Below are 12,864 nucleotides of genomic sequence, written 5' to 3'. Positions count from 1 at the left end.
GGAAGTCGCCTGCATGAGCAAACCGGGTCAAATGGTGCTGGTCGCACTGCGCAAAATGATTGCCTCAGGCGAGCTGGCGGCCGGCGAACGGCTGATGGAGATCCCGACGGCGGAACGCTTCGGCGTCTCGCGCATGCCGGTGCGCATGGCGTTCCTGACCCTGGAGCAGGAAGGCTTGCTGGTGCGCCATGGTGGCCGGGGTTATCAGGTGCGTTCGGTGAGTGCCGACGATATCGCCGGCGCCGTGGAGGTGCGTGGGGTACTGGAAGGTCTGGCGGCGCGACAGAGCGCCGAACGCGGCTTGAGTGAAGAAGCACAGGCGGCGCTGCGCGAATGCCTGGTGCAAGGCGATGCGCTGTTCGACAAGGGCTACGTGACGGAAGAAGACCTCGAGGCGTTCCATGACCTCAACATGCGCTTTCACCAGGTGATCGTCGACAGCAGCGCCAACCCGGCGATTGCCGAAGCCCTGGCGCGCAACGACCATCGCCCCTTCGCTTCTGTGTCGGCGCTGGCGATCGATCGCCAGGACCTGGCGCGCGAATACCGGCGCTTCAACTTCGCCCACATGCAACACCACTCGGTGTTCGACGCGCTGGTCAGCCGCCAGGGCGCACGCGCAGAAGCCATCATGCGCGAACACGCCAATGCGACACTGCGTTACGCCGAGGTCTTCGGGGCGATCAGCAACAGCGACCGGATGAAAGTGATCGCCCGCGGCGAGTGATCGGCGGGATCAGAGGTCCAGCACCAACAGCTTGGACTTGGACCTCGAACAGCAAGGCGTGAACTGATCATTGGCTGCTTGCTCTTCTTCAGTGAGGAACAGGTCACGGTGCTCCGGCACCCCATCCAGCACACGCGTCAGGCAGGTGCCGCAGATGCCCTGCTCACAGGAAAGCGCAATCTCGACACCGTGACTTTCCAGCACCTGGACCACCGTCTTGTCGGCCGGAATGTCGAACACCTGCCCGCTGTTGGCCAGCTTGACCTGGAACGCCCCATCGGCACTGGTATCCACCGGCGCCGCGGCGAAGTATTCACGGTGCAACTGCTCGTCGCTCCAGCCCTGGGCCTTGGCGCTGTCGAGCACATGCTGCATGAACCCTGAAGGCCCGCAGACATACAGGTGCAGGTCAGGCCGCGGATTGGCCAGGACCTTGGCGGCATCCAGGCGCGAATCGGCCTCTTCGTCGAAATGCAGGTGCACGCGATCGGCAAAGGAGGCGCCTTTGAGTCGCTCGACAAACGCCGCACGTTCGCTGGAGCGCGCACAGTAATGCAGCTCGAAATCGGCGCCGCTGTGGGCCAGTTGCTCGGCCATGCACAGGATCGGGGTGATGCCGATGCCACCGGCGAATAACAGGCTGCGCTGCCCCTCGGCCACCAGCGGGAACAGGTTGCGAGGCTCGCTGATGAACAGGCGGTCACCGCTGTTGATCTGCTCGTGCAGGCTCTGGGAACCGCCGCGCGAGGCGGTGTCCTTGAGCACGCCGATCAGGTAGCGATGGCGCTCTTGCGGGTGATTGCACAGCGAGTACTGGCGGATCAGCCCGCCGGGCAAGTGCACGTCGATATGGGCCCCGGCACTGAAACCAGGCAATTGCCCGCCTTGTGCACAGGCCAGCTCGTAGCTGCAAATATCCAGCGCTTCGTTGTTGCGGGATGTCACGACGACTTCAATCATGGTGCACCTTCAGGACCGCCACCGCAGTGGCCGAGAACAAGATCAATAGGAAAGGACTGGCGTAGCGCCCAAGGACTAGTTGGCCGTGGCAATCAGCTCGACTGCCGGCGCGCGCTCGCGGGCGATGATTCGCTCCAGCACGCGACGGGACTGCACGCCACCAGCATCGATATTGAGCTTGAGCAGGTTGCGCTCGGGATTGGCCAGCAGGTTCTTCTGCTGCTGTTCGAGCATGTCGAGGTCTTCGCTGAAGATCTTCCCCTGGCCCTCGCGGATGGTCGCGGTCAGTTCTTCGTCGTGCGGATTGAAATTGCGCGCCATGCCCCAGAAGTACCAGATCGACGTCTCGGTTTCCGGGGTAATGAAATCGACCACGATGCTCGCGGCCTTGTGTTGCGGCTCGGCGTCGTAACCGCCTTTACCGGCGTGAGCCACGCCCACCTCGATCAACACGTGGCTGGGTGGACTGAAGCGGCAGATCTGCCAGCGGTCCACCGGCACATCGTCGGCCAGGTTGTTGCCCCGCAGGGCCATGCGCCAGAACGGCGGCGCCATGATGTTTTCCATGTGCCGGGCGGTAACCACCTCGTCACCCTCGACGGTGGTGACCGGCGCCACTTCATCGATCTCTTTCTGGCCGATGCTCGAGGCGTGCACGTAGGTTTCGTGGGTGAGGTCCATCAGGTTATCGATCATCAGTCGATAGTCGCAATTGATGTGGAACAGCCCGCCGCCGTAGGCCCATTCGTCACTGACAGCCCATTCCAGATGATGGATCAGTGCAGGGTCAGCCTTGTCCTGCTCACCCGGCCAGACCCAGATGAACCCGTAACGTTCTTCAACGGCGAAGGTCTTGTTGCACGGAAAACCCCGTACGCGCTGCCCCGGCATTTCGACGGTCTTGCCATCACAGCCCATGACCAGCCCGTGGTAGCCACAGACCAGGTTGCCGTTCTCGACATACCCCAGCGAAAGGGGGGCGCCGCGGTGTGGGCAAAAATCCTCGACGGCGGCCACCCGCCCTTCCTGCCCACGATAGAAAACGATTTTCTCACCGCATATCTGCCGCCCCAGGGGCTTGGAAGCGATCTCTTCAGGGGTGCAGGCGACATACCAGGTGTTTTTCGGATACATAGGGATTCTCCGGACAGGCTTGTTTTTATGGATCCATTTGAGCGGATAATCCTGACATACGTCAAGCTTTTTGCTGATTCTTGACTATTAATGGATCCATTAAAGCCAAAACAGTGATTTCAACCTTTCGCACACTTGATGTCGGCGAAGTCGGTCCTGACTACGTGGATGACACTTTTGAAGCCAACCGCTGCAGCGCCTGCCTCGATAATCGTTAGCTTACTGACGAACTGTCGAGGTCAAGCATGACGAGCACAACTACGGAACAAGTCAGCCCGAAAACCCTGAGAAGAGTGATCGTGGCTGCTGGCATCGGCAATTTCGTCGAGTGGTTCGACTTCGCCGTCTACGGCTTCCTGGCCACGACCATCGCCCAGCAGTTTTTCCCCAGCGGCGATGCCAGCGCCGCGCTGCTCAAGACCTTTGCGGTGTTTGCCGTGGCGTTTGCGTTTCGACCCCTCGGCGGGATTTTCTTCGGCATGCTGGGCGACCGGATCGGCCGCAAGCGCACCCTGGCGATGACGATTCTGCTGATGGCCGGTGCGACGACCTTGATCGGCCTGCTGCCCACTTATGCCGCGATCGGGGTCACGGCGCCGATTCTTCTGTCGCTGATCCGTTGCGCCCAGGGCTTCTCCGCCGGCGGTGAATACGCCGGTGCCTGTGCCTACCTGATGGAACATGCACCGAGCGATAAACGCGCCTGGTACGGCAGCTTCATCCCGATATCGACGTTCTCCGCCTTCGCCGCGGCAGCCGTGGTGGCCTACGCACTCGAGGCGTCTTTATCCGCCGAAGCGATGGGCAGCTGGGGCTGGCGCCTGCCGTTCCTGATTGCCGCGCCGCTGGGCCTGGTGGGTTTGTACCTGCGCTGGAAGCTCGATGAGACACCGGCCTTCCAGGCGGTGACCGAGGAACACGCCGTCGCCCACTCCCCACTCAAGGAAACCTTGCGCAACCATGGCGCGGCCATCTGTTGCCTGGGCGCCTTCGTGTCGCTCACAGCGCTGTCGTTCTACATGTTCACCACCTACTTCGCGACCTACCTGCAGGTCGCGGGTGGCCTGAGTCGCGCAACAGCCTTGCTGGTGTCACTGATCGCCTTGCTGTTCGCCGCAGCGATCTGCCCGCTGGCCGGGCTGTATTCGGACCGGGTCGGGCGGCGAATGACGGTGATGACCGCGTGCGCGCTGCTGATCGTGGCCGTGTACCCGGCGTTCCTGATGGCCAGCTCCGGCTCATTCGCAGCATCCGTCGCCGGCGTGATGCTCCTGGCGGTCGGCGCGGTGTTGTGTGGCGTGGTCACCGCAGCCCTGCTTTCGGAAACCTTCCCGACCCGCACTCGCTACACCGCCTCGGCAATCACCTACAACATGGCCTACACGATTTTCGGCGGCACCGCGCCGTTGGTGGCCACGTGGCTGATCAGCACCACCGGCAGCAACCTGTCGCCGGCGTTCTACCTGATCGCGATTGCCTTGCTGGCGCTGGCGGGGGGACTGGCATTGCCTGAGACATCACGGATTTCCCTGCATGACGTTCCGGTAGAGGGCAAAGGCGCAGGTGTGAGGGCTGCGGCCTGAAACACCAACCAGACGAAACGGTGAGCTCGGCATTGTCCTGCTTTCACCGAGCAGCACGGTTTGACCGCTTTGCAATGCGATCTGCGTGAGACCGAACGGAGGGGGAAATGCGTGGAATGGATGGTGTAACGGTCACGTTGCTACCCGCAAATTTCCCTCTTTGCTGCTTGAACCTGCCGCGGGCCACTCGACGCCATCTCGATCCACGTGCAAAGTCGCAGGCTCGAACGTCCGTGTCTGTGAGAGCCGTTATGGAACTGCGCCACCTGCGTTACTTCATGGCAGCTGCCGAATACAAGAGCATTCGCCTGGCAGCCGATCGCATCTTCATCACTCAGCCCGCCATTTCCAGACAGCTGCTGGACCTTGAGCAAGAGCTGGGTTTCAGCCTTTTCGAACGCTTGCCCAAGGGGTTGAAACTGACCAAGGCGGGTGAGTACTTTCACGCCTCGGTGCAAAAAATCCTCGACGACCTGGACAACGCCGTGCTGAGCGCCAAGCGCGTGGCGGGCGGCAGGCTGGGGCATTTGCGCCTGGGTTTTGTCGAAAATGCTGGCTGGGATGGTTTCATGCCAAGCGCCTTGCGCGCGTTCCAGGACGAACTGCCCGAAGCCAGCATCGAGCTGATGCCGATCAATAGCCCGCTGCAGTTGCAAGCCATCGAACAGGGCACGCTGGACGGCGGCTTTATCTATGCCTTTGCCCCACTGATGACACCTTGCCAGGTACTGACGCTGGTCAATCACGATGTGATGCTGGCGGTCCCCAGCAGTTGGCAACTTCCTGGTGACATCCTCGAGCTCAAACAGGTCGCACACCTGCCCTTCGTGACCTTTCCCCGTCACGTCTACCCCGCTTACCACGATTGCCTGCTCAGTGCCTGCCACCAGGCGGGCGTAAGCCTGCGCATCGTTCAGCAGGAACAGACTGAATCGGCGATCCTGGCGTTGGTGTCTTCCGGCGTGGGCGCAGCTATCGTCAATTCGGCTAACGCCGGTCGGCCGCCTGCTCTGGTGCGGTTTATCCGGTTGAAGAATTTTTCCATCTCGATGCCCTTGTCGTTTGCGTGGCAGGCCAGCAATCAGAACCCGCTGCTGCAGCACTTCCTGGAAAAATTGCAGCAGATGATCAAGCAACCCTAGCCATCGACTGACCTGCAGAGCGATGCCTCAAAAGCATCGGTCGTGCAAGCCATCGGCATTATCGCTACATCGACACTTGCGCAATGATGGTCCCGAAGGCGCGCCGACAGCGCCCAAACCGCCCAGAATAAAAAGCAGGTGAGCCCACTCATGAACATTCCTCGATCACTGATCAGCACCGATATCGACTTCGAGCAGGAGGGCTTTCAAACCGGCAGCCTGAAAGTCCCTTACTCCCATGACCGCTCAGCCTATGGCCGCATCCTGATTCCCATTGCCGTACTCAAGCAGGGCACCGGCCCCACGGTGCTGTTGACCGGTGGCAACCATGGCGATGAATACGAAGGGCCGGTAGCCCTGATGAAACTGCTGCAGCGCTTGCCGACGATGCAGATCCAGGGTCGACTGATCGTGGTGCCGGGGCTGAATTTTCCGGCCTTTCTCAACGCCTCGCGCACCTCGCCCATCGACAAGGGCAACCTGAACCGGATGTTTCCCGGCCAGCGCAATGGCAGCATCACGGAAATGATCGCCCACTACGTCGATACCGAACTCTTCCCCCGCGCCGATGTGATCCTCGACTTGCACGCAGGGGGCGCGTCGTTCCAGCATTACCCGACACTGCTCGCGGCCTTGCCGCAAGATCCCGCCCAGCATGATCAATACCTGCGCCTGGTGAACGCGTTTGCCGCGCCCACCACAATGATCATGAACCTGCTGGGCGAAGACCGGACTTACGGTGCAGCCGCCGAGCGCCAGGGCAAGCTGTTTTTGTGCGGTGAATTCGGCGGTGGCGGCAGTTGCGATCCCGAGGGGCTGCGAATTGTCGAGGACGGCTTGCAGCGGGTACTGCGCAGTCTCGGCGTAATCGATGAACCTGCGCCAGCGCCTTCGCCCACACGCCTGATCAAGGTCGAAGGCCCTGAGCATTACCTGTTCGCCACCCGCGCCGGGGTGTTCGAGCCTTGCTTTAAACTGGGCGAGCAGGTGCAGAGCGGTCAATTGGCCGGGCGCCTGTTCGACCCTCACGCACCCTGGGAAGCACCGCTGCAGTTGCACTTCACCAAGGCGGGCCAGGTGGTGTGCACACGCACTTTCGCCAAGGTCGAACACGGCGATTGCATTGCCGTCCTCGCCGCCCCGTCGCAATGGCACTGAGCCTGCCGACTGTCCTTGAGCCTGGAGCATGACCATGTCCATTACCCAAACGCTCGACGTCGACAACGCACGTTCAGCCAGCGCCCTGCGCAATGGCTACACCGTCGGCCTGTTCTTCCTGTGTTTCGTGTTTTCCTATATCGACCGGCAGATCGTCAGCATCCTGGTGCAGCCGATCAAAGCCACGCTGGCCTTGAGCGATACCCAGATCGGCCTGTTGCAGGGCTTCGCCTTCACGTTGTGCTACGCCACCGCCGGTGTCGTGGTGGCCCGACTGGTTGATCGCACACATCGAGTTCGACTGATCGCCGTTTGCGTGGCCATCTGGGCCCTGTGCACGGCCCTGTGCGCGACCGCAGACAGTTTCAGCGAACTGCTGTTCTGGCGCGCCGGTACCGCGATTGCCGAAGCGGGCTTGAGCCCGGCGGTGCTGTCGATTTTCGCCGACCTGTACTCGCCGCGCAAAGTCTCGCGCCCTACCAGCATCTTCATGCTCGGCCCCTATATCGGCAGCGGCGTGGCCTTGGCAGGCGGTGGCTTGCTGTTGGGCTGGCTGTCCCATACCGAGGGTCTTGTGGATGTGCTGGGCATCGCCTTGCATCCCTGGCAGTTCATCTTTCTGACCGTGGGCCTTGCGGGCCTGCCGCTGGCGTTCCTGGTGGCGTTCAGCGTGCGCGAGCCGGCGCGTACCGAATCCATGGCCCTGGCGAGCGGCGAGGTGGCCGAACAGGCGCCGCCGATGAAGGCCGTACTCAAGGAGCTGTTTGTGCGCAATCGCTTTTGTACGCCGTATTTCCTGGCCTACATGAGCCTGATCACGCTGTTCTATTCCCACACGGCCTGGTTCGCCACCCTGCTGATTCGCAAGTATGCGATGGAAGCCAGTCAAGTGGGCAAACTCGCAGGGCCCTTGTACATGCTCGGCGGGATTTGCGGTGTGATGTTCGCGCGTTATCTGGGCAGCCGGATGAGTGACCAGCAAACGGTGCCCAAAGCCCTCAAGACGTCTGCCCTCGCCTCCTGCGCGCTGATCCCCCTGGCGCTGTTCGCCCCCTTGCTCCCCACGTTTGGCTGGAACATTGCCGCCTACGCACTCTGCGCCTTCTCGGCAAGTATCGTCATGGCGCTGGCGCCGATCCCGGTGCAGGTCGCCATCCCCAATCGAATGCGCGGCCGGTCCATCGCATTGTTGGTGTTCCTGACCAATATCGTCGGTGGAGGCATCGGCCCCTTCGCCGTGGGCTATCTCACGCAGTCCATGCCCGGTGTCGAAAACAGCCTGGGGATCGCCCTCAGCGGTGTCGGTGTGACGGCCGCCCTACTCAGCACCCTGCTCTACTTCGTGGCCGCCCGCCGGGCCCAGGCCTGACGTTCCTTTCACTGTCGCAACAAACGGAAATCCCAAGCATGAACATTCAACGAGTGGGCATCGGCGCGCGCCTGACCCAAGCCGTGGTGCACCAGAACACTGTCTATCTCTCGGGGCAAACCTCACAACTCAAGGAAGGCATCGAAGCCCAGACTCGCGACATTCTCGGCAAGATCGATGCATTGCTCGAGGCTGTCGGCTCGGCTCGGCAACAGCTGTTGTCAGTACAGATCTGGCTGGCGGACGTAGAGGATTTTGCCGCCATGAACTGCGTCTGGGACACCTGGGTGGAAGGTTTCGAGCCACCGGCCCGAGCCTGTGTGCAAGCCAGCTTTCCCAACCCGGCCTACCGGGTCGAGATTCAGGTCATCGCCGCCCTGGCGATCTGAAGGCTTGAGCCTCACCTAACGACAGCCCTGCACTTGAAGCCTTTTTGACTGCCCTTGAATCCAGTCACGGTTGACCGCCGGCATGCGCCCGGCGGTTGGACCGTGGCCGAGCCAATAACAATACGGGAGCATCCAACCATGAACATACCCCCACGGCCCCTGACCAGTTGCGCCATCGCGTTGAGCCTCGGGGCAGTAGCCCAGGCACATGCCGAAGGTTTTGTCGAAGACGCCCAGGCCAGACTGTCCCTGCGCAACCTCTACTACAACAGCGACAACCGCGGCAGTGGTTCAGCCCCGCGCCAGGAAGAATGGGGCCAGGGCTTTAACCTGAACCTGCAGTCCGGATTCACGACCGGTACCGTCGGGTTTGGTATCGATGCCCTCGCGTTGCTGGGTGTGCGCCTGGATGGCGGTGGACGGGCCGGCGACAATGCCAGCAGCGTGACTCGCAACCCGAGTGCCCGCGCAGGCCAGGGCAATATGTTTCCGGTGGACAGCGATAACGCCGCCGTGGACCAGTTCAGCAGTCTTGGCCTGACCGCCAAGCTGCGTGTTTCGAAGACCGAGGCGCGGCTGGGCACCTTGCAGCCACGGCTGCCCGTGGTGATGTACAACGATGGCCGGTTACTGCCTCAAACCTTCGAGGGCGCTCAGGTCACCTCGAAAGAGTTCGACAACCTGTCGCTGACCGCGGGCCAGTTGAACCGCGCCAAAGGCCGGGCGTCCAGCGACAAGACCGCACTGAGCATGGGCGGCGCGCAGAAAAATGCGGACACTCAAGCCTTCAACTTCGCAGGTCTTGACTATCAATTGAGCAAAGACCTGCTGGCCCAGTATTACTTTGGCAACCTCGAAGACTTCTACCAGCAGCACTTCCTGGGCCTGACTCACAAGTTGATTCTGGGCTCAGGCAGTCTCAAGTCCGATTTGCGTTACTGGTACAGCGATGCCGATGGCAAGAATGCCAGTGCCCAAGGCCGTGACGAGGGTTACCTGGCCGCCGGTTATTACGGAGAAAACTCTGCAGGCGCGGCGCTGACGCGCGGTGAAGTGGACAACCGGACCTGGAGCGCGCTTTTCACCTACAGCCTCGGCGGGCATTCACTGGGCCTGGGTTACCAGGCGGTCGAGGGCAACAGTAACTTCCCGTTCATCAACCAGGGCGACGTACACCCAGACTCCAGCGGTGCACTGACCTACCTGATCACCGACCGCCAACTGGCCAACTTCAGCCGCGCCGGCGAACGGACCTGGCTGGCGCAGTATGACTATGACTTCGTCAGTATTGGCGTGCCAGGGCTGACGGCAAGCCTGGCATATTTGAAAGGAACCGATGTGCAGTCCGCCAATGGCGAGCTGAGTGAGTGGGAGCGCGACTTCGCCCTGAGCTATGTCACCCAGAGCGGGCCGTTGAAGGGGTTGGGCGTGACCTGGAAGAACGCCGCCTATCGCAGCGAAGTCGTCAGCGGCGTGGATCAGAACCGCTTGATCCTGAGCTACTCGATATCGCTATAGAAGGAACACCTATTGCACCAGGCGCCTGACGATACTTACCAGGCGCTCACCGACTTTTTGCGCATCACCGCGGCTCTGGGCCGCCAGCTGAGCACCATCGAGAACAAAGATGATTTCGTTGGCGACGTTCTCGGGCTCAGCCAGCCCGGCCTGCGTACACAGGTCAATCAAGCGCTCGCTCAGGTCACGGGAATGCGCCTCGATCACCGACCAGGCCGGGTGAGCCCGGTCCGGCAGCTCAGCCACCGAATTGGCGAAACAGCAACCGCGGTCCGCCTCGACCGCCAATCGGCTGGCAATGAACTGCGCCCACCCCAGCAATTGCGCCTTGGGGTCCTCTGGGTACTGCGCCTTGAGGCGGTCCAGCACATCCGAGTAGGCCTGCGACTCAAGCCGTAGCCACTCCGCGACCAACGCATCCTTGTTCGCAAAGTGTCGATAAATGCCCATTTTGGTGGTGCCTGCATGCGCAGCAATGGCTTCAACACCGACACCGCGGATACCGTCGCGATAAAAAAGCTCATCCGCGGCGGCCAGGATTCGCTCGCGTGGCGGCAACTTGGGAAGATCTGTTGGCATAGGTTCCTCTTGACGATGATACCGATCGGTATCAATATGATACCGACCAGTATCATCGAGACTCTAACATGACTGACCGCTACTACACACTGGGAACGACGAGCATCACACGGGTTTCCGAAAAACTGTTCGACGACTTCTCGCCCAATGCCCTCCTTCCACTCTGGAACAACGAGACCGTAGAAACACACCGGCCCTGGTTGGTGCCCGACAATCTCGATGCCGCAGGCCAGAAGCTCATCATCAGCGTGCATACCTGGGTGATCAAGACGCCGCAGTATACGGTGCTGGTCGACACCGGAGTAGGCAACGCCAAGTCGCGTCCGGAACTGCCTATATTTCACCAGCTCGACGAGCCCTGGCTGGAGCGCCTGGCGGCCGCAGGTGTAGCGCCCGAAGAGGTCGATTTCGTATTACTGACGCACCTGCATATCGACCATATCGGCTGGAACACCCGACTGGTCGACGGCCAGTGGGTGCCGACCTTCCCCAATGCCAAATATGTGTTTCCGCAAGCGGAGTACGAACACTTTCTCAGCGACGCCGGTCGCCAAAGCATCGGTTATGCCGCCTTCGTCGACAGCGTGCTACCGGTCGTCAACGCCGGTCAGGCGGTGATGATCGGCGTCGACGGCGGGCCGTTTCTCGATGATTTTCACTTCCACCCGACCCAGGGCCACAGCGTCGGCCACATGTCCATCAGCCTGCATTCGGGCGGTGAAACGGCCATGTTCGGCGGTGATGTCATGCACCACCCCATACAGGTGGCACAACCGCTCTGGGCATCGTGCTTCTGTGACCTGCCTGACGCGGCGAATCGCTCACGCCAGTGGCTGCTGCACTATCTCGCCGACCACGACGCCTTGTATTTCAGCTCGCACTTCGCCGGCACCTCGGCCGGCCGCGTGCAACGTCTGGGCAATGGCTTTGCCTGGCACTTCGAATAATTCCCGACCCAAGGACACTCCCATGACGACCCCGCACCTCTCCCCGACTCTGCAAACCCCTCATCTGGTGTTCACGTCCGGGCAACTGGCATTTAATCAACAAGGTGTGATCGAAGGTGATATTACCGCGCAAACCTTGACCGTTATTGCACGCCTGAAAGGCATTCTGGAACCCCATGGCCTGGGTCTCGAAGACATCGTCAAGACCACGGTATTCATCACCCGCAGCGAAGACTTCGCAGCGTTCAACGAAGCCTACGCCCAGGCATTCGGCGCGCACAAACCCACTCGTTCAACGGTGATCGCAGGCCTGGCAGCCGACAACGCACGGGTCGAAATCGAAGCTATCGCTCAGGTGCGGACATGAGTAGCGTTACGCGCAGACAGCTGGATCCTGGCGCAGCGCGGGTGGTGGCATTGATGCGCAAGGCACCTGCTATCACTGGCGAGCCAAGCGCGGAACAGGCCCGAGCGGCGTTTCGCAACAGCCGCCTGGCGCTGGCTGCGCAAGCACCGGAGATCGCCGCGGTTGAGGATCTCGTAGCACCCGGGCCAGAGGGCGACATCCCACTCAGGCTCTATCGCGGCATAGAGGCACAAGCCGGCAGCGCCCTGCCGGCGCTGCTGTTCTTTCATTCGGGAGGATGGGTCGTCGGTGACCTGGAAACCCATGACGTGGTCTGCCGCCAGCTCGCCCTGCTGGCCCGCTGCATCGTGATTGCCGTGGACTACCGACTGGCGCCGGAACACAAGTTTCCCGCCGCGGCTGACGACGCCTTCGCGGCCTTGAATTTTGTCCGTGCACAAGCCCCGCACCTGGGCATTGATGCAAGCAGGCTGGCGGTTGGCGGAGACAGCGCCGGGGGTAACCTGGCGGCCGTCGTCGCTTTGATGGCCAGGGATGCCGACCATCCACCCCTGGCGCTGCAGGCGCTGATTTATCCCGCCACCGACTTTCACGGCCACCATGCCTCGCAGCAACAATTGGCGCTGGAACCTCCGCTCACCGCTGCTACGTTGGCCTGGACCCAAGCCCAGTATCTGCGCACCGAGGCGGATCGACTGGACTGGCGCGCATCACCGTTGCTGGCGGCAGACTTGAGTAGCCTGGCACCGACCTACCTGGTCACTTGCGGCTGCGATCCATTGGAAGACGAGGGGCGCGCCTATGGTGAGCGCTTGCGTGAGGCGGGTATAAGGGTCATCGAGCGGCATTTCCCGGGTCAGATCCATGGCTTTATCACCATGGGTCGCTTGATCCCTGAAACCACCGTGTTGATCGGGGAAATCGCCTGTGCGCTGGACGCCGCGTTCCACGCCGGCATCGATCATGGATTCGGACCTCATGAGGGCTGATC

At 61.5% G+C, this 12,864-nt stretch carries 13 protein-coding genes; 10 read left to right on the top strand and 3 right to left on the bottom strand.

The window, feature by feature from the left end; translation table 11 throughout:
* Nucleotides 1–13: 13 nt before the first annotated feature.
* On the top strand, nt 14–727 hold the full coding sequence (locus SOP95_RS16735) for a GntR family transcriptional regulator (RefSeq protein WP_274076467.1): 714 nt from the start codon (nt 14–16) through the stop codon (nt 725–727).
* Nucleotides 728–736: 9 nt separating this feature from the next.
* Here SOP95_RS16735 and SOP95_RS16730 read toward each other — a convergent pair whose 3' ends face one another.
* Complete coding sequence (locus SOP95_RS16730) at nt 737–1,687, bottom strand: PDR/VanB family oxidoreductase (RefSeq protein WP_274076391.1); 951 nt, start codon at nt 1,685–1,687, stop codon at nt 737–739.
* A gap of 75 nt (nt 1,688–1,762) precedes the next feature.
* Nucleotides 1,763–2,821: an aromatic ring-hydroxylating dioxygenase subunit alpha gene (locus tag SOP95_RS16725; protein ID WP_323607683.1), complete on the bottom strand. Its 1,059-nt coding sequence runs from the start codon at nt 2,819–2,821 to the stop codon at nt 1,763–1,765.
* 245 nt (nt 2,822–3,066) lie between these two features.
* On the opposite strand from SOP95_RS16725, the gene SOP95_RS16720 reads away from it, so the two are divergent.
* The 6 genes from SOP95_RS16720 (at nt 3,067) to SOP95_RS16695 (ending at nt 9,980) form a co-directional block, all read left to right on the top strand.
* Nucleotides 3,067–4,404 (top strand): MFS transporter, encoded by a 1,338-nt coding sequence (locus SOP95_RS16720; RefSeq protein WP_323607682.1) that lies wholly within the window; start codon nt 3,067–3,069, stop codon nt 4,402–4,404.
* Between the two features lie 251 nt (nt 4,405–4,655).
* Nucleotides 4,656–5,546 carry a LysR family transcriptional regulator gene (locus SOP95_RS16715; RefSeq protein WP_274076388.1) on the top strand — a complete coding sequence of 297 codons (891 nt, stop codon included), beginning with the start codon at nt 4,656–4,658 and terminating at the stop codon, nt 5,544–5,546.
* Nucleotides 5,547–5,696: 150 nt separating this feature from the next.
* Entirely contained in the window at nt 5,697–6,704 is a 1,008-nt protein-coding gene (locus SOP95_RS16710; protein ID WP_323607681.1) for a succinylglutamate desuccinylase/aspartoacylase family protein, read from the top strand.
* A 34-nt stretch (nt 6,705–6,738) separates the two neighbouring features.
* A complete protein-coding gene (locus tag SOP95_RS16705; RefSeq protein WP_274076386.1) occupies nt 6,739–8,073 on the top strand; it encodes an MFS transporter in 1,335 nt (444 codons plus the stop codon).
* Between the two features lie 38 nt (nt 8,074–8,111).
* Complete coding sequence (locus tag SOP95_RS16700; RefSeq protein ID WP_274076385.1) at nt 8,112–8,462, top strand: RidA family protein; 351 nt, start codon at nt 8,112–8,114, stop codon at nt 8,460–8,462.
* 138 nt (nt 8,463–8,600) lie between these two features.
* Complete coding sequence (locus SOP95_RS16695) at nt 8,601–9,980, top strand: OprD family porin (protein WP_323607680.1); 1,380 nt, start codon at nt 8,601–8,603, stop codon at nt 9,978–9,980.
* Nucleotides 9,981–9,989: 9 nt separating this feature from the next.
* On the opposite strand, the gene SOP95_RS16690 is transcribed toward SOP95_RS16695, so the two are convergent.
* Nucleotides 9,990–10,559 (bottom strand): TetR/AcrR family transcriptional regulator, encoded by a 570-nt coding sequence (locus SOP95_RS16690; protein WP_274076383.1) that lies wholly within the window; start codon nt 10,557–10,559, stop codon nt 9,990–9,992.
* A gap of 68 nt (nt 10,560–10,627) precedes the next feature.
* On the opposite strand from SOP95_RS16690, the gene SOP95_RS16685 reads away from it, so the two are divergent.
* Genes SOP95_RS16685 through SOP95_RS16675 form a run of 3 tightly spaced genes read left to right on the top strand, consistent with a single transcriptional unit; the run spans nt 10,628 to nt 12,862 of the window.
* Nucleotides 10,628–11,506, top strand: coding sequence for an MBL fold metallo-hydrolase (locus tag SOP95_RS16685; RefSeq protein WP_274076382.1), 879 nt, complete (start codon nt 10,628–10,630; stop codon nt 11,504–11,506).
* Between the two features lie 22 nt (nt 11,507–11,528).
* The gene (locus tag SOP95_RS16680) at nt 11,529–11,873 is read left to right on the top strand and encodes a RidA family protein (RefSeq protein ID WP_274076381.1); all 345 of its coding nucleotides are present in this window, start codon (nt 11,529–11,531) and stop codon (nt 11,871–11,873) included.
* Complete coding sequence (locus SOP95_RS16675; RefSeq protein ID WP_323607679.1) at nt 11,870–12,862, top strand: alpha/beta hydrolase; 993 nt, start codon at nt 11,870–11,872, stop codon at nt 12,860–12,862. Before SOP95_RS16680 ends, SOP95_RS16675 begins: the two co-directional genes overlap by 4 nt.
* Nucleotides 12,863–12,864: the final 2 nt, after the last annotated feature.

Origin of the sequence: Pseudomonas sp. YuFO8 (genome assembly GCF_035065025.1) — a bacterium.
GTDB classification, from domain to species: domain Bacteria; phylum Pseudomonadota; class Gammaproteobacteria; order Pseudomonadales; family Pseudomonadaceae; genus Aquipseudomonas; species Aquipseudomonas putida_AE.
The sequence above is the reverse complement of the archived record's forward strand: the minus strand, read 5'-3'. Positions and strand labels throughout refer to the sequence as shown.